Here is a 22,588-nt window from a genome sequence, read left to right on the forward strand (position 1 = left end):
GTACTGGATGCTTTGCCACAAAAAAATATAAGGCATCAAATAAATTAATCATGCTATGTCCTTACTTAGCTGTCTTAGCGATAGCGGTATCACTTTCCTTGATGACCTCATCAGTAATTGTGCTTTCTACCGCTGGCTTAGTGTTTAGCACTTCAACTAACGCATCTGCTTTTAAATTGTGATGGCCATTAACGACAACGATATCCCCTTCTTGTAATTCGCCACTTATTTCAGTTAACTGCTCTTGCACAAAACCTTTTTCAATAACAACTTCAACCGCTTTATTATCTTTCACTAAATACACTTTACTTTGGTTATCTAACGTAATAATGGCATCACTTGGAATCGTTAAGGTATCTTCGTGGGTATCAAAAGTTAATGCAATTTGTGCAAACATACCGGGCTTTAATGCTAAATCAGTATTATCTAGTGACAAAATCACTTTAAAGGTACCGCTTCTACTATCGATTACCGGCGAAATAGAGCGTACTTTCGCTAAAAACTGTTTTCCCTGACGCGCACTAAAACTTAACAATGCTCGTTGTTGCAACTTAACAAAACTCAACTGATGCTCAGGTAAATGAACAACCGCTTGTAAGCTTGATTGGTCAACTATATGAAATAGTTTTTGATAGCCTTGAGTGAAATGGCCAGCCTTGACAAATCGTTGAGAAATAAAACCTGAAATGGGCGCTACTATTTGACTATCTTTTAAATCTAACGCTGCTAATTCTCTTGCTGCAACCGCAGCTTGATGTTGATATTTTAATTTATCAGAAGCTTGAGCACTGACAAGTTGTTTTTCTGCCATTAAAGATAAACGTTGAAGTTCTTGGTTGATGCCAGCAAGTTCAGCATCTGCTTTTGCTAACGCAAGTTCATAGCGTCGAGGATCGACGCGTGCTAACACTTGGCCTTTCTCAACAAAGTCACCTTCTTCAATAGTTAACTCTTCAATAATCCCAGTAACACGGGTGATTATGTCGGCTTCGTTACGCGACTCTAACGTTGCCGTTGTATGAAAATTTGATGAGATATCATTGCGCTCAATATTTGCCACCATCACCGGTATGGCAAATTCAGCCGTTTTAGTTTCATCTTCTTTTGCTTTTGGCTCCGAGCAAGCTGATAACAAAACCGAGGTACTCATTGCAGTCGCAAGTAATAATTTTTTTGATAAAGTAAGCATTAGTTATTTCCATATTTATTCTGATGCTTTCAAAATAGCACAGGGTATGCCAATAGATGTTTTTACTTGTGTAACAATAAGTTACAAGATGTTTACACGTTACTACAAATTACTATTGGTGATATTGACTAAGTTGTTGGTTAATTTGATTAATCCTTTATGTAAAATTGACCAACAACACATTCAGAGAACACACTATTTTTGTATAAAAAGCGACCACTTGTATTTTCATCATCTGACACAGCCATCACACGCTCAAACTCTAAGCCTTTCACACCATACATCTAGGTGAAGTTAAATAATAGAAAAGTAAAAACCAAAAAATTTACAGGATTTATTATCGTTTAGGTAATAAAAAACCCAGCAAAAATGCTGGGTTCGTCATAATAATTCGTAAAATATGTGCTTAATTTAACACTTTTACATTTAACAAATAATACCCTTTAGTAAGGGCTAGAACGGGTATACATACCTAAAACAAAAAAAAACAATAAAATAAAACTTAAAATCAAACAGTTAAATTAACAAAAGTTAAATTTGTAACGTTTTACGTAAAGAATAATAACTTTTTACGAATAAAACATTACAAGACAATTTAAATGGCACTTGTATTTAAATAACTACTGAATTATATCATATTAGGACGAAACAGATTTATTAAAATGAAAACAAAATATTCCTTTAAAATACATCACAACATAATACAACTTTGGCTAAGCTAAGTACTAATTTGTAAGTAACACAGGCAAACAATCTTTATGCTTATTCTGAATTTGCGAAACATCTTTAGCTATTACCTTATTTCCAGTAAGAATTGCCGCCATCATTGCTGTCATACTTAATAGAGCATTTGATGACTTAACAATATCAATAACTAATTGCTCAGGGTATCCAGCACTATGGTGCTGTAAAGCATGAATACCGCCATGAACATATGAATTCAACCCTTTCCACTGCACGTCTTTAAACTCATTAAACATTAATACAGCTTGCTCAGGTGCTTTACCTTTCATCTTAGCAATCATTTCACTGTTACTAGGTTTTTGATCTGTAATCATCGATTGTTTAGGCTAGGCTTTAATTAAGAATACTTTTATTCGATGTTTCCAATATTCATCAAAGATTCTTTCTACCAAAGTATCTGGATAAATATGTTCGTATGCTGATATTCAAATATCATTTCTAATTGGCCAATAAGCCATTCATTATCAAAGTTTTCAACCTCTTAATCCTCTATTAGGCTGGTAAACTCTGTTGTTAATCGTTCTGTATCAAGTAGCACATACTTCATTAGATCTAAATTTTCATTGGTAAATTTTTTACCATTCAACAGAGCACTAAAACTTTCATAACCATCTCACTTACGCCCCAAAAACGCCTCAGATTGGCATCCACTTAGCTGCTCTATGTTTAGTTATGATAAGTCCCCTGTTCTCTAGACAGTTTTTAAGTTCTCAAAGTACACTTTTTCAAAGTCATGAGGACTAACACCATTATTAGTACCATGCCTTCGTTTTGAATTATAGAAAAATTCAATATAGTTAAAAACATCAGCTTTAGCTTCATCCCTTGTTTTATAGATCTTTCGCTTGATACGCTCCTTTTTAAGGTTAGAGAAGAAACTTTCTGCCACTGAGTTATCATGACAGTTTCCACGACGACTCATACTTACTTCTAAATTATTAGCGTTTGTGAAAGTATGCCAATCATTACAGGTATATTGTACACCTTGATCAGAATGAATTAAGACTTTATCTTCGGGTTTTCGCCTCCAAATGGCCATCAGCAACGCATCAATAACCAAGTCAACTCTGGGATCTTTTTTCATAGACCAACCAACAACTTTCCGTGAGAACAAATCAATAACAACGGTTAAGTACAGCCAACCTTTATGTGTTCGGATGTATGTGAAATCAGTTACCCAATATTTGTTCGGCTCAACGACATCAAACGGACGTTGTAGTGTATTTTCAGCTATATGGTGAAGTTTCCACCAGTAAAACCTCTATGGCGTTTATAACCCCGTATAGCCTTAATTCCTGCTTGCCTCATGATTTTGTAAACACGATTTTTACCACACGTTTCACCCTCGTCTTTCAAATCGAGTGTGATGTTGCGATGGCCGAAAAAATCCGCTCCTAGCCAGTATTGCTTGATCTTACCAAGCAAGCGTTCATCATCAATAGCTAGCTTACTTTTGGCCTCTTTAAGCCAGGCATAAAAGCCATTACGATTGACTGCTAATATTTTGCATAATACGGTGACTGGGTATTTATTGAGTCTAGATTTTATGAACGTGTATTTTTCTTTGACTCGCCAGCGAAAAATACGGCTGCTTCCTTTAAGATATTACGCTCTTCCGTCACTCTACGGTTTTCAGCTTTAAGACGTTTAATCTCAGCTTCTAACTCTGCTAATTTTTGCTGTTCATTTGAGTCAGCACCAAATTGTTTCATCCAATTTTGAATACTCTTTGTTGTCACGCCTAAGCGCTCAGCAACATCTTTTGGTTTGTAACCTCGATCTGTCACTTGTCTTACTGCTTCAATTTTAAATTCGTCTGGATAGCTTCTAGTTGCCATTATTCACACCTATTAATTTTGGTTCATTATAACTAAATTAGGTGTCTAGGAAATTGGGGACTTATCAATGATTAAAAAATCCAATGGTTTAACTAATTTTGCTTTTAGACCGTGCGACGATTCAACCGTCTCGCCTCGGGCAAAACGATAGGCAGATTCCACGCCTAAGTTATTACCAAAAGCCCCCGCATCCAGTGAAACATTTGTATGTACGTGAGTATCACCAAAAAATACAGCCTTAGGAAAGTCACTATCTGCATGTGGGGAATAGTTCTTTTGCACTGATGAATCAGCACTAAATGCACTATTCGCTGGTATAAGTGCTGTGATAGCTGAGAACAATATTATTTTTTATCCTTAAAAATTTAGGCCGTCAATAATATTTACAATAATCAACATTATTCTTCGCAAAGTACTCCTAAACTAGAAAAATATACTCATCAATAGATTTAACGTCGATGATAAATGATATAAAACGAATAACTCGACAGCTTTTTCTCAACAACCTGCCAAGTTATTCGTCGCACTTTATTTTAAAAACAAAGCTACGCTATTTATTTAGTCGATATATTTAATATCCACTTTTTCTATTTTCCCATTGAATTTAAACGGTGCGCGGTCAAGGTAATCCAGTGCAACTGGCGAAGCTAGGTCCATACCAATATCAAACGTTTCTGAAGCAGTAAATATTGCAGGAACTGAACGTTCTACACGTCCTTGCCCAACTTCTTTACCATTAACTTTCAACGTGATCGTTGCAGGCGCTAAACGCTCTTTCGCATCGTATTTTGTTTCTATTTCTATTTTAACTTTCCCTGTATCAATAGCTGACTTAGAGGTGATTTTGTATCGGTTCATTGTCATCGCATTGTATTCTGCTTTTAAGAAGCCTTTGTCCATGTAAACAGTGAAGCCCGCTGAAATTCCACCTACAGCAAAGAGCACGCCTTCTGCACCTTTATCGATTTCAGCATCAATCACGGCAATAGTTGAACGTCCACTGACAAACTTAGGTGCTAACCCCTCAGGAATACGTGTTTGACCTTGAAAAAACTCCCACTGCGTTAACGTTGACGTTGGCATTTGACTCGCATTATAAAACGCCGTATAAAGCCCAGCACCAATAGGAAGTACAAGATTGTCAGCCGCTTCTTTAGTAAATAGTGCTTTTAATTCAGCCAGTTTTTCAGGATTCTGTTTCGCGAGATCATTTGATTGTGAATAATCTTCTTCTAAGTTATAGAGTTCCCACACATCAGTCTCTGGTTGCCAATTGATAACGCCAGTGACATCTGTTGACCAAGGGGCTTTGGGACCAAATGTTCCTGCAAACCATCCCTCATGATAAACACCTCGACTGCCCATCACTTCAAAATACTGAGTAGTCTTCGTTGATTTAGCATCAGGTTTATCAAAGGTATAAGCCATTGATGTTCCGTCAAGCTGTTGCTGCTCTACTCCATTAACCACTTTAGGCGGTGTAATATCTAAAATATCATAGAGAGTTGCCGCTATATCATTCACATGATGAAATTGGTTACGCACTTTACCGTCATGTTTAATTTTGTCAGGCCATGAGATAACCAATGGCGTACGTGTTCCGCCTAAGTGAGCTGCAATAAGTTTGGTACTCTGAAACGGTGATGCTCCAGCATACGCCCAGCCGTGATGATACATCACATCGAGTGTTGGTCCACCCAATGCTTCTATACCACCATATTCGTTATTAAGCACATCAATCTGTTCTTCAATCGTTGTTGGCATCGCATTTTGTGATAGCAATTCAGATATAGACCCTTCCTGTCCTTCAGATGATGGACCATTGTCTGAGTTAATATAAATGATTAGGGTGTTTTCTAACTGCCCTTGACGCTCAATTTCATCAACAATTTTCCCGTACTGTACATCGGTATGCTCTAAGAATCCGGCATATATTTCCATTAATCGAGTTTGAAACTCATGCTGAGACTTTGGAATGTCTTCCCATTTTTGTTGGGTTTCAGCGATAGGGTTAAGCGTGGCGTTCTGAGGGATCCAACCTAGTGCTTTTTGCTTCTCAAAGGTCATTGTTCTTAATGCTTCCCAACCTTGATCAAACTTTCCGTCATACTTGTCAGCCCATTCTTTAAAAACATGAAATGGCCCATGAACAGCGCCAGGAGCGAAGTAAACAAGGAAAGGTTTTTCAGGAGCCAGTGTTTTACTGGTTCTCATCCACTGAATCGCTTTTTCAGCTAAGTCTTCGGTCAGGTGATACGTAGGGTCGTGTGGTACTTGAATGGGGTTAGTATTTTCAAACAATACTGGTTCGTATTGCGAGGTCTCTCCAGCTAAAAATCCGTAATAGTAATCAAAACCCAATCCCGTTGGATAACGATCGAATGGACCTAATTTGGTAATATCGGTAACGGGTGTGTTGTGCCATTTACCAAAGGCAGAGGTATTGTATCCGTACTCATTCAGAACTGTCGCGAAAGTTGCGGTAGATTTGGGAATTTTGCCTACATAACCGTCCCAATCTGAAGCAAATTCAGCAATTTGTCCTGCGCCAACGCGATGATGGTTACGTCCAGTTAATAAAGATGCTCTGGTAGGTGAACACATTGCTGTGGTGTGAAAAGAGTTATAGGTAATACCTGTGTTGGCTAAACGATCCAATGTCGGCATATGAACTGGACCACCAAAGGTCTCAGGATTTGAAAATCCCGCATCATCCGTCATGAAGATGATTATATTTGGGGCATCTTTTGGCAGGTGCTTGGTATCGCTGCGCCATTGATGTTTTGAATCAGCAAGGGTATTACCAACAGTACTTGCTGACTTTGGCTCAGGGAACGGTAACGTTTGGCCAACTACATTACTGTGTATTGTTTGAGCTTCTTGTTGAGTTACTTTTTTGTAACTTGTTCAGTTTTTGGTGCTTTTGCAGGTTCACAAGCAGAAACTAAAACACTTATTAATGGTATGCCAATCAAGGTGCTAATATTCTTAAATTTTTTCATTAGTATAATTCCATGTATTTAATATATTTGATTAATTTTTCTAAGCTTTAACTTTATGCTATTAACATTTTAACAAGAGATCGATATTTCAAACCTCTAACGCCTATCTAAACTTTTATTGTTCAGTGTTTGCGTTACTAAAAACGATAGCGAACACCAATAGCAAGATCAGCACTCAACTTAACATCACTCCTTGAACCATGATCAAAATCTAATTCAGGTTGAACTTGAAAGTAGCCATCCCATTTATCATCAAAGTTCAGGTTTATACCTAATGGAAGACGAATACCAGCGCCATGATCCCAACCAAGAAAAGCTCCTCCGGCTACATACCAATTAAAAGGAGTTTCTTCACTAAACGAGCCTCTTTTAAAAATGTAATCGCCAGAGATACCATCATTACCGATAAAAGCGTTAATATTGTCAAACTGGGCAGTTACACCGAACCCTTGATCAAAACCAAGACCTACTTTTACTGCAGCACCGGCCGTATTTGATACAAATAAACTAAATGTCATTATTAATAATATATATTTTTTCATGTGTTTTATCTTCCAAATTATTGTTTATATTAATTGATCTATCTTATTGAACTTTAATTATTTTCGGTGCCACCCATTCTCCTTGAAGTGCTTCTTGTGTAGGTCCATACAGTCTCATCACTGCGTAAAAAGGTCCATCTGGTGCTGGTAACCAGTTTGCTTCGAGCTCCTTACCCGGTGAATCTTTTTGAACGTAAATAGTTAATGAGCCGTCGTCATTAACAATGAACTGTTCCATCATGGTTGAATTTAACAAATACTTATTTAAAGGATTATCAATCAACAGCTGTGTTTTTCCGTCGTACATAGTGAGCGACCAGAAAGCGTTTACAGGAGGTAGCTCACCTTTTTTGAATGTTAAGGTGTATTCACTTTTAGATGCATCTAAAGGTTTACCTTCAGAGTCAACCAAATAGGTCGGATAAGTCGCTTCTGCACCTGAATTACCATAGATACCTAATTGGGCGCCAGCTGCTCTCATGATATAAAAATCACTCAAGTTGTAGTTTTCTTTGGCACTATTCATTAAAAATGTTCGGGTCCCAAAAACCTTTGTACTCGATAATGGATCTAACGATGCTTTTTGGCCAAACTCTTTTATAGCTAAAAGCCCTGCTTGCGCTCCTTCTTCTAAAGCTTTCTGAATTTCAGGACTAAATGTTGATAGATCAAACTTGCCCTCTCCACCCAAGCCTATTTTTGCAAATCGCTGAAGAAGCGGTTGTTCTACATCAGGAGTTTTCACTAACGTTAGCATAAAATCTAAATATTTAAACGACTGTGCGGTAAACTCTGTGCCATTTTCCCACACAGGCGCATCAAGATTGCTAGCTAACGATGGAGCTTCAGCTCCTAAAAATGCACTTAACGGCTCTACTTCATAACCATCTTGAATTTCTTTAAGCTTGTCTATATCACTGGTATTGAAAAGTTGTGTGCGATGAATGGCAAAAATCAAGCTAGTTTCAAATGATATAACTTCGGTTATGCCTTCAGGTAGATCACCTTGCCAATTAGGCCCAGTTAACAAGTAATTGCCTGGAGGATTCTTTTCTACTGAACTGATATAGTCGGCATTATGGGTATATAAATCTATCAATTGAACACTATAGTAACGCTCTTCTTCAATTTCAGGAATGGTGAAAACGACGGGTTCAGCTCTTAAGTCGACCCAAGTCATACAATAAGGCGTATCAGAGTTCGGTGTAATAATAGCCCTATCCTCTGGCGTGTATACACGAGCTTCACACATTAATTGATTAAAATCACCTTTGTACTCAACGGCTTTTTTATTCAGTGCGTATTCATACATTGTTTTATAGTTAAGTACTAAAGGGAAGCCATAAACATAGGCGTCTTTAGCTATCTGTTTGGCTTCTTGTGGGGTTAGGGTTGCCTGTTTAGGGGCGTAAGCGTTTTCATTTGAGCAGCCTGATACTGCTATCAAACCTGCTAACACTATTACACTTAATTTTTTCATTATATCTCCTTTTACTGTTCAATAAAGTTGTTTTCGATAAACCTCGACAAGTGGCTAAAAATGTCATTGTCAGCCACTTAGTCAACCGTTTATCTGGTGTTTATAAGCCACGGCTAATCAATATACTTAATATGTACCTTTTCGATTTTTCCGCTAAATTCAAAGGGGACTCTATCCCAGTAATCCAGTGAAACCGGTGAGTTTAAATCCATACCTATATCAAAAGTTTCAGACGCAGTGAAGATTGAAGGCACCGATCGTTCTACCCGTCCCTGACCAACTTCTTTACCATTTGCTTTTAAAGTAATGGTCGCAGGTGCCATACGTTCCTTGGCATCATATTTTGTGACTATTTCTATTTTTACCTTACCGGTTGGAATGGCTGATTTAGAGCTAATCTTATAACGATTCAAGGTCATGGCATTATATTCAGCTTTAAAGAAGCCTTTATCCCTTTGAATTACAAGCAACAAATACTAGAACTGATAACCCTTTAGCAGTAATTGTACCTATTGCTTGTTTCAGCATACTTTCCTTTTATTTATGCACAGCTGGTGGAACCCAACGACCATTCAGTGCCTGAGGTTTGGGAGCATAAAGTCTCATAGTAACGCCAAGCTCCCCTTTGTCTGGAGAGGGTAGCCAATTAGATTCTTTATCTTTACCTGGTGATTTTGCCTGGATGTATATATCCAGTGAACCATCCTTGTTGTAAACGAGCTCATCTCGGTCTCCAATAGCAAAGCGGTTAAGTTCGTTGGCAACTTGAAAGCCTTCGTGGTCGTACATTGTAATCGACCAGAATGCATCTACCGGTGGAATTTCATCTTTCTTAAAGTGTATTTTATAGTTGTTTGTTCCTACCAACTTTTCCCCGTCTGCATCAGCTAAAAGAAGAGGGTAAATTCCATCTTCTGGCGGGATAGCCCCCAGACCAACTAGCGTTACAATGGCTCTCTTCATGTATTCATTACCGTATACACCCATTGTGGAGGTATTCATCTGCCAACCATTAGCAATATTTGCCATTGAAGGTAGAGTTTCTTTCATCAATTGCAACCCATCAGTGATAGAGTTCTCAAGAGCTGCTTTAACGACAGGAGATGCGTTGTCGTAATCAAAACTCTTTCCCGCTTCGATGCCGATACGCTTCATTCTGGCAAGAATGGAGAAGTCTGTAGAGTGCGGTGAGTATTTTTTCATTAACTCAGCACCGTAATTAAAGTAGTTTTTGGCGTCCATAGCCATCATTTGATCAAATGGAGTTGTTTTCATATCGACAGTTGGATCAACTTTGAATGCTTTAGGTGCTACTTTTTTACCCCATTGGGAAAGAGGCGTGATTTTGAACCCTTCTTGAAGACCATTCACAAATGAATAATCTTTTGGACCATTTGTTTGAATACGATTGATGATCCACATCATGGAAGTAGGTGCTTCGATAGCCTCGATGCCCTTAGGTAATTTTCCTTTGAAGCCTTTAGGTACTAGAGCAATATTTTTTGCTTTTGTACCCGAGGTTCTTTTTCCAGCCGCTACAAACACATCTGTCCACATATCCATGATAGGCAGTATATAATGACGACCTTGGGTATCCGGCATTGAGATAATCATAGACTCTTTAGAAATATCAACCCATGCACCGGAGTAAAGCGTATCAAAGTTTGGACGAACGACCTCACGATATTCCGCTTCAGGGAATGCTCTATTGTGATCAAATTGGTTTATTCTACCCTCTGGTGTATTTGTAAGGCTGCGGCGGGTAATATCCATTGTAAGCAAGGGGTGTAAATAAACATAAGCTTCTATGGCGATTTTGTTTGCTTCTTCTTGGTTGATCTCTGCAGCAGGTTGTGCAACTTCTGTTGCAACTTTAGCATTGACAGTTACTTTTTGAGTAGTTGTTTTATGTTCTTCTCCGCACCCTGATAAAATGACCATCAAAGTGGTTAATACCATTAAATATAATTTTTTCATTTGATTGTTATCTTGTTTTAACAACAAAATTTTCCTTTTTTGTTAATTTGTATCATTTATTTAACTCTCGTTATCTTCTGTTATGCCCATAAAAGGTAAAGGCTTTCTGATTTTCACTTGTAGAATCTGGCTTATCGAGAAAACCTTCCATCGTGTATTCCGACAATTAATCTATAACAAAAAATGGGCTTTATTTTACCTTGATTGGTGTTGGCAGCTTGAATGAATCTAATTGGTCGAGTTTAGGTTCATAGACACGCATGATAAAGTTCCAACCTTTAGTAATAGGTAGGTTATTCTTAGCATCTTTACCACATTCACCAAAGTTAACATCAAAGCTGCCGTCTTTATTAAAGCTGATATTGTTTTTGTTCAAAATGGCCCTTTTATCAAACATCCAGCCCTCAGAGTCATACATAGTAAGTGAGAAAAACCCAGGCTCATTAAATGGTGGTACTTTATAATTTGCCTTATAACAGCCTTTGCCATCACTACCTTCAGGCACGTACCCGATGTATCTAGCATTAGTATCAGGTAGTAACCCCCACCCTACAGCTGTACCTAGTAAGTGCAAATGGTCATCAACAGTACCACGATTTCCTTGCATATTATTAAGCGAACCTAAGGCTAAAGCTTCATTTGCAAGCTTAACTCTCAGCTTCTCCAATTGCTCCATGTCATAATGAGGTTGTTTAAAGACTTTATCGCCTTTAACGTCTAGCTTGATTTTTTCTTGTAAGGCTACGACTTTCTTTATGTCCTCGGGATCATTCATGTTAATCTCGGTGCGAATACTGACACTCACAAAATCACTATCTGTATCACTTTTTAGCTCGTACGTACCAGCGCCAATAAACACATCATTAACATAATGATCGTTTTGTGTGATCTGTGCTGACATGTATCGGCCATCTGTTTCAGGCAAAGTGATCGTTGCACCTTTTGATACATCGACAATAGCACCACTATAAACAGTATCTTGATTCATCCGGACAACTACTTGTTTGTTCAAATCAAATTCTTTTACAGGTAGGTGGATTAACTTATTTGCCCCACCTAGTTTAACGGTACCACCAAAAGCAAAATCTGATTCTGCTACTTTATAGTTTTGAAGTGTTACAGGGGTTTTATCCGTTGTATTAGCCACAGAAGATTCCTTTTCTACTGAAGCGCAACCATAGGTAAGTATACTACTAGCGATTAATCCACTTATGATAGTTAAGTTTTTTCTCTTATTCTGAGTATTCATATCTAAATCCTTATTTTCTTATTTTTACAATCGTTTTTTACTAATATTATGTTTATTGACCTTCTCTTTATTACTGTCTTGGCTCAAGCATCAAAATTGGTAATTGTATTCTATACGTTGGTCACCATCGCTAAAGTCAGTGTGTTGTGACCAGTTAGCAAAATAACGAATATTTGAGCGAGGGTTTATTTGATATGACACAATAAATTCATGCATAAGTACACTGCTGTGATTTTCAAAACCGTGATCTTTAAAAAGAGTAGAGCCTGATAAAGAGGTATTCCAAATTGGATTATAGTTCAACCATATTTGGTCTGTAACAGTGAATTTACCATACAAGCCAACTGTGGCAAATGTTCCAGGAAATGAATAACCACTGGCTATCGAACCATCATCTTGAAGTGTATTATTAGCCACAGCAACACCGATACCCGCAAGTGGGTATAAATTAAATCGTCCCATTTGGGGAAGAGCTTGAAGTAAGCTATAACTTAACGTGCCTGATTCACTATTAAAATCATAGCTTAGATCTATTTGTGCACCAAGTCCCGTGTTTGGATTAACAGTAAGATTACGTACTCTAATCGAATCAATAGAATTATTGGCATTATCTTCCCATCCTAAGGTATCTCCATAAATACCTTTAAGCTCAAAAAGATTCATGCCAAGTTTGTCATCAACTCCTGTGTCATAGCTTTTTGCAACTTTGAGATTAATGCCTTTATTGGTGATACCAGCACCTGCCATGGTAAATACGGCAAGTGGATCGGACATATCGGCTAATCCATCCTCTGAAGTAGTTGCATCTTCAGCAATCGCTGATGCACTTATAAGTAGTGTTAATGAAGCGATTTTAGTGACTAAGCTTGTTGTTCTATTCATTGCTTTATATCCTTGTATTTATAATTTGACTAAAAGTTAGCCGTTTTACATAGTTTAAAATTAAGTACCGTAATATGTTATTAAACTCAATGCGATACCGTATTCTCTTCTAAAATCTTGAAACTGATTAAACTCAACAAATGGTTCGACTTCCAAATATAACCATGATTTATATATTAAATTTCGATACCTCAGCGAAAAGTAATAGGTTTCATTAGAAATATTTTCTTTGTTATTGCTTTTATTATATTGAGCACCACTGACCAATAATTGATCTTTATCTGGCTTGAAAACATGAAATAAACCTACCTTTCTTCTCGATCTCGCCTCACTCTCAAGTTTTTGCCAACTTGCGGAGAATGAAATCGTGCTGCCTTCTAAATAATAGGCAAGAGCGCCCTTTAAACCAGGTCCCCAACCATCTTTATAGAAGTAATCAATGCGCGGAAGAAACTCAAACTTAAGCTTTTCATATCTCCAATTAAGATTCGCTTCAGTTCTTACGTATAACTGTTTACGACTAACACCTATTCTGGTTTTTATATTGTAATTATTATTAAATTCTTTTATATATTGTGCGGCTAAATTCACACTCTCTTTGCTTTCTTTAAAAGGGTCTGACTCATAATCAAGTAGAAGTTCATCTTCATTATAGTTATCAATAATTAAAGCAAGTTTGTCATTTACATTAGGTAAATTAAAAGCAATTTTAAGTTTTGCATCCACCTCACTTAAATCTGCTGTGCGTGGTAGCCAACCTAATTGTAAATATCCTTTGGCAGAAGCTCCGCCATTAGTAGTGCCTTCAATATCGTCTAACCAAGAAGCTGTATCTTGCATCATGTTATTCAGTTTACTTTGAAACAGATCAGCTCTTGGTCGTTCAATTTCTACTTGCTCATTTGCTTGAGTATGCAGAGAGTAAAATAATATAAAGAAGTAACCTTTCAACCTCATAAGTAAATTGCTAGCCAATTGATTAAAATGTTAATTAACTTCACATCACATTATTATGGCATTGCACATAAAGGGTATTCACATTACTACCGCCATTCACATTTCCAAAGAAGTCAGAACTTGCAAAGATGCCTGAGCGGTGATGTACCGACCACCCCATATAACAGTCTTTTAATTTTGGTACTTTGAAAACATCACCAATGCTGACATCAATACTCCAGTCTAAGTAATTAAGGAATTTAGACGCAGAACGATTTTTCTCTTCAACATGCTCTCTCTCAACAAAAGGCACTTTGGCCGCGTAAGAAACACCTTCAGCAAGACCTATTCGAGTTTTTACATAGTCTGACCAAGGAAATTTAGAAAAATAGGCTTTAAACCCTAGTACATATTCATTAAAATCATTTTGCAGTCCCTTTTCAAAGCGCCTAACGTAACCACCTGTTACATAAGCTTCAAGCGGTAACCACATAAAATTATCTGCTATTTTTTTACCTACAAAGATACTGGCTAAACCGGTGCCTCTTTCTTCAGGTTTAAACATCTCTTGAAAACGTAATAACTTATTAAAGGTGGTTTCAGTGTGACGACCAGCAGCTACACGCCAATACCATTCTCCCATAGTTAAGTCTTTAGTTATGCTGCCATTAACATAGGGATTGTCTTTATAATCATTAAATTCATATCGGTAACTAGCAAAGCTACTGAACTCGCCATTATCTATTACAATTGGGCTATTGATTTTAGTTGCATCTAATTCAGAATATTGTATGTTTAGAGCAACAAAATGGTGCTGAGCAATACGATAGCTCATATCAATACCATAACGCATTTCAAATGAACTATTGGTTGTATATGCGGGTCTATTGGAAGTGGCTTCATCCGCATTAACACCAAAATAATAATTGCTTAGTTTTTGGTCTTCATAGGTTATACCTATCCAAGGTCTGATACGGTAGTTTCCGTTAGTAAAAAGTTTTCCCCAACGTAAATCAATATCCCAGCCGTTAGAAGCACCACTAATATCATGACCATAATCCAAGGTGATATTTCCATAATTGGTTAGGCGTGTAAGAGCGAAACGACCATCCATACCATCATTTCGGTCCATACCATCCAATTCAATACCATCTTCTTCATTAAAACCAGCAAAACGATATGAAGTATAAGCACCGATTAGCCAATCAGAGGATTGATAAAGGTGAAATCCAGCTCGAGTACCATCAATAAAAAATGTTTCACCGTTATAGATAATAAGGGGTAATAAATCGTCTACTTTATCTTTACCAACATAGGGAAATGTGCCATTTCTAAGGCCCATACCAATTGACCATAAACCAGAACCAGGCTCTAGATGAATTTGTGTTACATCCCTTGCAGCAAGAGCAGGAAACGTTTTTATCATTGTGAATACCATAAAAACAATTAAAATTATACGAAAAATCATTAGTTGCTCTTTAGTTATGGATTTATGTTTGATTTAAGTTATTCATTGTGACAGTCATATTTGTCTTCCGTGTCAAATCGTGAGTTTGAAGTAAGTTTTACTTCGATTGTAAATAATATAATACTGCCAGAATAATAAATACGACAATACCGTCCAACAAATACATCAAAAATCAATTTGTTGTTTTAAAACAATAAATTAAATATAATGCTTTTTTGAGTGATGTTGTAGTTTGAATATAATAATCAGTAAAATCAATGTGAACATTAAACCAATTTTGACAAGGGATGGAAGTCATCTAATGCGCTTAAGTAATATTTTATTAGTTTTTACAATAATACTATTCTCAACAGAAACTTTTTGCTTTGAGGCGAATACTAAAAAGCAAGTGTTTTCAGAGCAAACGTGGGGAATCGGTGTGTTAATGCGTAATGCAGAGATCCCATTTAATACTATATCTGATAATGTAACGAGTTTTGTTCCTATGATGTTTTATCAGGGAGAAACCTTTTTTATGCGTGGAATAGAAGGTGGTGCTCACTTATATCAACAAAGTGATTGGCGAGTTAATGCTATAGCAAGAATGCGATTTTTTGATATTCCTGCTGAATTTCAGAACCAAGTACAAGGTGACACTATAGACTTGGGTGTTCAGTGGCGTAAAACAACAGGACAAAATAGTTTTTGGGATGTTGAGTTATTTACTGATCTTGAAGGTAACCCTTATGGTAATGTGAGCAGAAGTTGGTATTTTCAGTATAATAACTGGGAGTTTATGCCTAAACTAAGTGCTCGATATAAAAGCGCGAGTTTTAATAGTCGTTATTTTGCATTAGAAGAAATATCTGATCAAAGTATAGGTGCAGGTATTGAGTTTAATGCAAATATTGAAGCGCGTTATCATGTAGCAAGCAATTTATATTTATTAGGCTCTATCGGTGCTACAGCATTAGATAATAATGCGTATCATGCAGATGCGATTGAACAACGTTGGCAAAGTGAAGCTTATCTCGGATTTGCTTTCTTCAATGATATATCAAAAGAAAAAAAAACAACCCTCGACAATCATGGTTATTTACGATTCGCTCATGGTTGGGCTACACCATCTAATATTGGCGATATTCTTTCTGGTGACACTGTAAAAGATGAGTATAATAATCAGCTAACATCGATATTTTATGGTTTGCCATTAACCGATGAATTATTTTCAATTCCCCTTAATATGTATTTAACAACAGGTTTTGTTTGGCATTGGAATTCAGAAGTTCAAAGCTCAGAGCAAGAATATGTACTTGCAATAAAGGCATATTACACTATTCCTTGGCCTGTACGTTGGCGTATAGGTTTGGCAGAAGGCTTATCTTATGTATCGGATGTAACTTATATCGAAAGAGTTGAAATGGAAGAAAAAGGTTACCGTCCTAGTGAATTGATGAATTTTATTGATTTTTCTTTAGATATTAATTTAGGTGATATATTTAATGTTAGTGCTTTAAAAGAAACTTGGCTTGGGTACAGCATCCATCATCGTTCATCAATTTTTGAGTCAGCTTCTCAGTTTGGACGTATAAAGGGTGGTAGTAATTATAATTCGGTGTATTTACAGTTTGATTTTTAATGTGATATTCACATCAACAAAATTAAATTTTAAGTAGGCGCTAATTGAGCGTTCTGAAATAAAACAAATCAAGGTTAATATCAGGAATATCTATGAACCTACTTTTATGCTTTATTTGTAGCTGGTTCTTGGTAGCGACCGTCAACGCTTCACAGATGTATTTTCAGTTAGAAAATGATGTAACTTTTGGTGAGGATGGTAACTACAGTAATGGAATGATTTTAGGCTGGGAAAATACGGCTATTTCTAGTGAAATAAAAACGAATAACGCTATAGTTAACTGGCAACAATCACTGCTTTTTTCCCAAAAAAACACATTGAAAACATGGGGGTTAAAAGTGTGTCAACGTATGTGGACGCCAAATGAAATTAAGCTTGAAGAAGCTCAGCCTCATGATCGCCCTTATGCAGGTTTTTTAGCCTTTGAGCAACATGCCGCTTTATATAGTACTGAAATTGCCCAAAAAAATTGGTTAGCTCTTGGTATTATTGGTCCCGCTTCTGGTACTGAGCAACTTCAAGGATCTATACATAAGTTATTAGGGGCAAGCACACCTTTGGGGTGGCAATATCAAGTTGAAAATATAATGACCCTTCAGTTAGGTTATGAAGTTGATTATCTTTTGTTTAGAGATTTAGCTCCTTTTAATAGTCAATGGGAAATTAGTACTTTTAATCATAATACGTTAGGTAATTTTCGTAGTGACATTAATGTTGGAATGACTTTCCGCTGGGGAGCTAATCTTGAGCAGTCATTTGGCCGTTTAAGTAACCATTTTGGTCATGTTGGCGATCTAGTCTCTGTGGCAGAACAGTACTCATTACTCTTTTTTTCACGACTTCAAGCAGGTTATCGTTTTAATGATTTAACCTTTGATGGCAAGCTTCCCTATAGCTCTAAAGTAGAGTTCAATCCTTTTCGTGTAAGTGCTGAAATAGGGAGTTCATATTATTTCGCTGGAGGTTCTGTTACTTGGAGCTTTAATTTTTATAATAAAGAATACCATACAGACAACAAAAATTGGCATGGTTATGGTTTATTGCAATTTACATGGAAGATATAGAAAAAGCTGAATTTTATGATAAATATGACAATACCGTTCAAGAAATATATCAAATAATACTTTATTGATTACTAATGGTAAAATATCATTAAAAGAGTTGTTTGCGCTATTTTTATTGGATATATTTCTTAAAAGCACTCACGATCTACTTATTTATACAAACGAATATTGAAGGGAAAATATGATAAAAACTTTATCCTTATTTTTAGTCTTGCTTCTATCTTCTTGTAGCTTACTAGAAATAAAGAAAATAAAACCTGGTGATGAAATTGTTAGGTTATATTCAGATGAAGAAAAGGTAAGAGACTGTATTTTTATTAATGAAGTAATCGGTACTCAAGGTCATTGGTATGATTTTTTATTTATTTCTAATAAAAGCTTAACTCAAGGCGCCATCAATGACTTAAAGTCTCAAGCAAGAGACCTTGGTGCAAATAGCGTTCACATTCATACAAATATGGCTTTTCAAACATCAGTCACCCTTTTAGGTCAAGCTTATAAATGCTCATAGCTTTTAAAGTAATAAACCTTTAATTGAGTTTTATTGTTTGGAAACCTAAGGATTATTCCTTCTGATGGAAGAAAATATAGATAATTATCAACAACACTTGCAAAAAGGTTGGAAAAGTTATTTAGAAATATTTGTTGACAACCTGACTGAAAAAAAAATACCCAAAAAACAGCAGTTACTTATAGATAAATGTTTTGATGATATTGCGTCAAACCGGATGAATTCAGTTTCTTTTGAATTGATTATCCATCAATTGGTTGTTGACCTTAAAGAACAAATGATTGTTTGGCGAATGATTAAAAATCTAAGAATTAATCAGTTATTTACTCAGGGGCCGTTGTATCTCTATCTAATCTCTTTACCTGATGTTAAAAGTTGTCTTCTAGAAATAAGTCGGCTTATCGGCGTATTTTTAGAAGCGAGTTACTCTTTAAAAGTTTATCGATTAAGGAAAGATTTTGTTATTGAGCCGCAAGAACTTGTAGAGGAATGTGCAGTTTCTTTCTTAAAAAAAGATACAGCAATGTGTTTAACTTTATATATATTAAAAGAGCTTGTTGGCCCTGATTTTGATTTTGAGACGATTTATATACCTAATAATCGAAAGCCTTTTGACTGTAATGGCACTAAAGTATTAACCAACGCAAACATCGTATTTCACAACGGCCCTATGAAAGCATCTTTTTCTATTGAACAGGCTAATATGATGAATAAATCATTTGATTTGAGCTACAGCATTTCACTTAAACATCAAGTAAACGATTTATTGTTAAGGTTAGGTCAAACTTTATCGCTATCAGAAAGGGTTAAAAAATTCATATTAAGTGTAGAAAAACCGGCGATGCAAACAAATGAAACTGCAGCAGAAACTTTTGGTATGAGTCAAACTACGTTTAGACGAAAACTAAAAGAAGAGGGACAAAGCTTTAAAGAAATTCAAAATGAAATACTTGAAGGAATATCCATTAAGTTACTTTCAAGCACGACCATGAAAATATCGGACATTGCACACTATATTGGATATGCTGAACGTTCTTCATTTGAACGTGCATTTAGAAAAAGGTTAGGTTTAAGTCCTTCTAAATACAAAAAATCACATTAACATGAGTCAAAAAGTAGTACTTTGAGATAGCATTAATATTTTTCACTCACTCTAAGATGCAATAAGTTATCCGAAAATTCTATGGCGCAATGTGCCCCATTGCGAGTTAGAAACAGAATATAAACGTTGGATTATTTTACATCAAAACTTTACAGGTATATTTACTTCTTAACGATTTGTTTTATGTTTTATCTTTGTAACAAATAACGCGTAAACCAAATGGTCGTTTTGTTTACGTACTTTGGACTTGTGGCTTAATGTTCATAAGTCGCAGTAACGCTTCTTATGCGTTGAGAAATTTTTGGGTTAGAAAAAATAAAACCTATCGCCAAGTTTACCAATGATTTTAAAGGAATACTGTAATGACCGATTTTCCCTTGGTCTGGATGCAAGTCAAAACACTTTAAGTATTCGCGAACCTTTGTTTCTACGTCATACGCAAAATTATCACATGCTCTGGTCTCTAAGCAAATAACTATGCCGATATCTTTTGGACCGAAACGGTTCGAGTTATCAGCAGATCCAATTTTTGATCTTTCCTTTGATAACTTCATATAAAAATATGGCGATGTTCTTTTCACAGCTGGGATAGATTTGGCATAATCAATATCTACATTAGTCATCGATGAGTCTATCCAAGGCTTGGGCTTACTACTAACTTTCTTCATTGTTGAAAATTTGCGAATCTCTTCATTTATATAATCGTGCAACTTGTGTCTTGGTAGACATGACAGTTCGGGCTTTTCAATTAGAGTTGTTAAAAAGTTAAATATTCTTTTTAATTGCACAGGCTTTGAATGAGATATAGGGAATGCTAACGCCAACTGTCGCTCAATTAAAAAATTTACTAGATCAAGACTAGGCCAATAACGCTTATCTCCAACCGACACCCCTTTACTATGCCAAATTTCATAACATTCACGCACCATTTGATCAATAGCACCATTTCTTATCAGCATTTGAAAGCAAGAAATTGCGCCATACTTTTCGGGTTCCAGAACCCATTTTCCATTTACTTGGGATAAACAACAGCCAGAAGAGATGACTTCAACAATATTTAAATACTCAGCAATATCTCTAATAAGATCGCAGCCATTTCTTTTATAAACACTTAAATTACTGGGAGTTATTTGAACACGGGTAATAGAGAATATTAGCTTACATACAATAATTGATGATATGGAATTTAACTGAATCCCCTCTTTTTTTGAGTGTTTTAAGATATTACCTAAGTACTTAACTACTCCTTGATAATCACACGGCTGGAGACCTAACGTAACAGCAATAATTTCAAGCTTCGATGGGACTGTTTTCATTGCACTGTCCTACCTGTTATAGCCATAGAGAGGTCGATGTTACCTAGTATAAACTCATACACCTCAGGACATATATGCTCAGGTACAGCAATTCTATCGACAATTTCATGGGCAATTAGCATTATTTCTTTGAATTCTCGCGAAGATTGAAAATCTGCGACCATCTCTCTAGCTATTTTGTCGAAATGCAAATTTATAGCTACTTCTATAGCTTCCAGCATATATATTTGGGAGAGCTCAAAGGAACTTATTGGCCATTTTTTTGAATGATAAGGAAACAAAGACGAAGCAAACCTCATCATACTGATTGGGCATGATAAATTAGCGAAAAAACAAAGAATTTGTTGAGATTGCAGCGATGGTTTAGTTAGCATTATTCCACTGAATTGCGATGCGTCTAACATACATCGCGTACCATCCGACGCTTCCATTTTCTCTTGAAAAGTTGACTCGCACTCATTATGTAACTGCTCATTTAGCGATGATAAGTCGAGATAAATCATTATAAATCACCATTGAAACGCGCTTTTATTTTAATGGGTGAATTAATTCTAATAGAGCCGCTGATTCTAAGACACAATACCGACTGTCGAAGAAGTATAATTGAAGAAAAAACTAGGCACTCATCATTATCCACTTTGAGTTCGGCTTCACCTGTTTTAGGGTTTGTTATTTTTACGTACTTACTAAGATCGAGCCGTCCTAGTATTTCATCATTAAAACAATCGATAAGTACTAGCTCTATCTGATAGTTTTGACCTACCGAAATAAAAGCCTCGATTATTTCGATTAAACATTCGCGCGGACCGTGCAGCAACGGTGTATCAGACGAAAACTGTTTGAGTTGCGTGGTAAGCTTTGAAAAATGAAAATAACTATCTTTTTCCGCAAGCTCGACAATGTCTGAATGATCGAGCCCAGCAGTATAAATTTTATTGAAATAAGACAAATAGAATCTTTGAAATACTTCGAAGATATTAACATATGTATTTTCAGACGATTCTATCGCATCAATATATAAAAAACGATTTGCCATAATTTTCAGTCTCGAATGAGTACCATAAGTTAACAAATAGCTTATATTTAAAAATATGCAAGTCATTGATATAACAAAAATTATTATTAGACATTTTTGAATTGAAAGAGTTTTAAAAGCTTTATTATGTTATTACATATAATGTGACTTTTTATATAGACACTATTCAGAGAGAGGCAAAGAAACTTCTAACACTCATAGTAGCAATATCTGGACGTTGGGAGAGATATCAACTTCTGGAAATTGGTTCAGATAACTGCTCAATAGTAATTTCATGCTTATTAGCATTGTATAACCAAACTTGAAACTGCTCCAACAAAGCTTGGTTCTCACTTTTTAATCTAGCAATTTCACGTTCTTTTTTTTCTAACCTATCCGCAGCAATTTTCAAGCTCGGTGGTACACTTTTCTTCTTATTGGATAGATTTCCAGACAACAATTTTTTAACTTCATCAAAAGCCTTTTTTATCCTGACTTGCTTTTGTAGCGTTTGGCGGGTTGTGCTATATCTATACTCACTAGCGACAGCATCAACAAGTCTATCCCAGCTTAATTTAGATTCCGTTGGCCAAGAGTCTAAAATCTCAACAATATTATTAATATCATTATCAGTTAAATGTCGAGCCATTAGTAT

At 36.1% G+C, this 22,588-nt stretch carries 20 protein-coding genes and 1 pseudogene; 4 read left to right on the forward strand and 17 right to left on the reverse strand.

Features of this window, described 5'->3' with window-relative positions; all coding sequences use genetic code 11:
• Positions 1-61: 61 nt before the first annotated feature.
• From D1094_RS02380 to D1094_RS02440, 13 genes and pseudogenes are all read right to left on the reverse strand, one after another.
• Positions 62-1,189, reverse strand: coding sequence for an efflux RND transporter periplasmic adaptor subunit (locus D1094_RS02380; RefSeq protein WP_118958452.1), 1,128 nt, complete (start codon positions 1,187-1,189; stop codon positions 62-64).
• A gap of 725 nt (positions 1,190-1,914) precedes the next feature.
• The gene (locus tag D1094_RS02385) at positions 1,915-2,247 is read right to left on the reverse strand and encodes a DUF6988 family protein (protein WP_182440075.1); all 333 of its coding nucleotides are present in this window, start codon (positions 2,245-2,247) and stop codon (positions 1,915-1,917) included.
• 377 nt (positions 2,248-2,624) lie between these two features.
• Positions 2,625-3,771, reverse strand: a pseudogene (locus D1094_RS02390) (IS3 family transposase).
• Positions 3,772-3,816: 45 nt separating this feature from the next.
• On the reverse strand, positions 3,817-4,113 hold the full coding sequence (locus tag D1094_RS02395) for a DUF3604 domain-containing protein (protein WP_220452512.1): 297 nt from the start codon (positions 4,111-4,113) through the stop codon (positions 3,817-3,819).
• Between the two features lie 216 nt (positions 4,114-4,329).
• Complete coding sequence (locus D1094_RS02400; protein ID WP_118958454.1) at positions 4,330-6,639, reverse strand: arylsulfatase; 2,310 nt, start codon at positions 6,637-6,639, stop codon at positions 4,330-4,332.
• A 271-nt stretch (positions 6,640-6,910) separates the two neighbouring features.
• Positions 6,911-7,315 (reverse strand): hypothetical protein, encoded by a 405-nt coding sequence (locus D1094_RS02405; RefSeq protein ID WP_182440076.1) that lies wholly within the window; start codon positions 7,313-7,315, stop codon positions 6,911-6,913.
• A 43-nt stretch (positions 7,316-7,358) separates the two neighbouring features.
• On the reverse strand, positions 7,359-8,795 hold the full coding sequence (locus D1094_RS02410) for a DUF1254 domain-containing protein (RefSeq protein WP_118958455.1): 1,437 nt from the start codon (positions 8,793-8,795) through the stop codon (positions 7,359-7,361).
• A 113-nt stretch (positions 8,796-8,908) separates the two neighbouring features.
• Entirely contained in the window at positions 8,909-9,268 is a 360-nt protein-coding gene (locus tag D1094_RS02415) for a hypothetical protein (RefSeq protein ID WP_118958456.1), read from the reverse strand.
• A 64-nt stretch (positions 9,269-9,332) separates the two neighbouring features.
• Positions 9,333-10,796 (reverse strand): DUF1254 domain-containing protein, encoded by a 1,464-nt coding sequence (locus tag D1094_RS02420; protein WP_220452514.1) that lies wholly within the window; start codon positions 10,794-10,796, stop codon positions 9,333-9,335.
• A 166-nt stretch (positions 10,797-10,962) separates the two neighbouring features.
• Positions 10,963-12,021, reverse strand: coding sequence for a DUF1254 domain-containing protein (locus D1094_RS02425; RefSeq protein ID WP_118958457.1), 1,059 nt, complete (start codon positions 12,019-12,021; stop codon positions 10,963-10,965).
• A 90-nt stretch (positions 12,022-12,111) separates the two neighbouring features.
• Positions 12,112-12,903 (reverse strand): hypothetical protein, encoded by a 792-nt coding sequence (locus tag D1094_RS02430; RefSeq protein WP_118958458.1) that lies wholly within the window; start codon positions 12,901-12,903, stop codon positions 12,112-12,114.
• A 60-nt stretch (positions 12,904-12,963) separates the two neighbouring features.
• Positions 12,964-13,860 (reverse strand): hypothetical protein, encoded by an 897-nt coding sequence (locus D1094_RS02435; RefSeq protein ID WP_182440077.1) that lies wholly within the window; start codon positions 13,858-13,860, stop codon positions 12,964-12,966.
• A gap of 40 nt (positions 13,861-13,900) precedes the next feature.
• A complete protein-coding gene (locus D1094_RS02440; protein ID WP_118958459.1) occupies positions 13,901-15,307 on the reverse strand; it encodes a MipA/OmpV family protein in 1,407 nt (468 codons plus the stop codon).
• A 301-nt stretch (positions 15,308-15,608) separates the two neighbouring features.
• Between D1094_RS02440 and D1094_RS02445 the strand changes: the two genes are divergently transcribed.
• From D1094_RS02445 to D1094_RS02460, 4 genes are all read left to right on the forward strand, one after another.
• The gene (locus D1094_RS02445) at positions 15,609-16,925 is read left to right on the forward strand and encodes a MipA/OmpV family protein (RefSeq protein ID WP_118958460.1); all 1,317 of its coding nucleotides are present in this window, start codon (positions 15,609-15,611) and stop codon (positions 16,923-16,925) included.
• Positions 16,926-17,017: 92 nt separating this feature from the next.
• Complete coding sequence (locus D1094_RS02450; RefSeq protein ID WP_118958461.1) at positions 17,018-17,989, forward strand: lipid A deacylase LpxR family protein; 972 nt, start codon at positions 17,018-17,020, stop codon at positions 17,987-17,989.
• 181 nt (positions 17,990-18,170) lie between these two features.
• Entirely contained in the window at positions 18,171-18,500 is a 330-nt protein-coding gene (locus D1094_RS02455) for a DUF4156 domain-containing protein (RefSeq protein ID WP_118958462.1), read from the forward strand.
• A 64-nt stretch (positions 18,501-18,564) separates the two neighbouring features.
• Positions 18,565-19,602: an AraC family transcriptional regulator gene (locus tag D1094_RS02460; protein ID WP_118958463.1), complete on the forward strand. Its 1,038-nt coding sequence runs from the start codon at positions 18,565-18,567 to the stop codon at positions 19,600-19,602.
• Positions 19,603-19,856: 254 nt separating this feature from the next.
• Here D1094_RS02460 and D1094_RS02465 read toward each other — a convergent pair whose 3' ends face one another.
• From D1094_RS02465 to D1094_RS02480, 4 genes are all read right to left on the reverse strand, one after another.
• Positions 19,857-20,918 (reverse strand): hypothetical protein, encoded by a 1,062-nt coding sequence (locus tag D1094_RS02465; RefSeq protein WP_118958464.1) that lies wholly within the window; start codon positions 20,916-20,918, stop codon positions 19,857-19,859.
• Positions 20,915-21,421 (reverse strand): hypothetical protein, encoded by a 507-nt coding sequence (locus D1094_RS02470; RefSeq protein ID WP_118958465.1) that lies wholly within the window; start codon positions 21,419-21,421, stop codon positions 20,915-20,917. The genes D1094_RS02465 and D1094_RS02470 overlap by 4 nt, the downstream gene beginning before the upstream one ends.
• Entirely contained in the window at positions 21,421-21,954 is a 534-nt protein-coding gene (locus D1094_RS02475; RefSeq protein WP_118958466.1) for a hypothetical protein, read from the reverse strand. Before D1094_RS02475 ends, D1094_RS02470 begins: the two co-directional genes overlap by 1 nt.
• Before the next feature lie 229 nt (positions 21,955-22,183).
• Positions 22,184-22,582, reverse strand: coding sequence for a hypothetical protein (locus D1094_RS02480; protein ID WP_118958467.1), 399 nt, complete (start codon positions 22,580-22,582; stop codon positions 22,184-22,186).
• Between the last annotated feature and the right edge of the window lie 6 nt (positions 22,583-22,588).

It is taken from the genome of Colwellia sp. RSH04, from assembly GCF_003545765.1.
Classification (GTDB): Bacteria; Pseudomonadota; Gammaproteobacteria; order Enterobacterales; family Alteromonadaceae; genus Colwellia.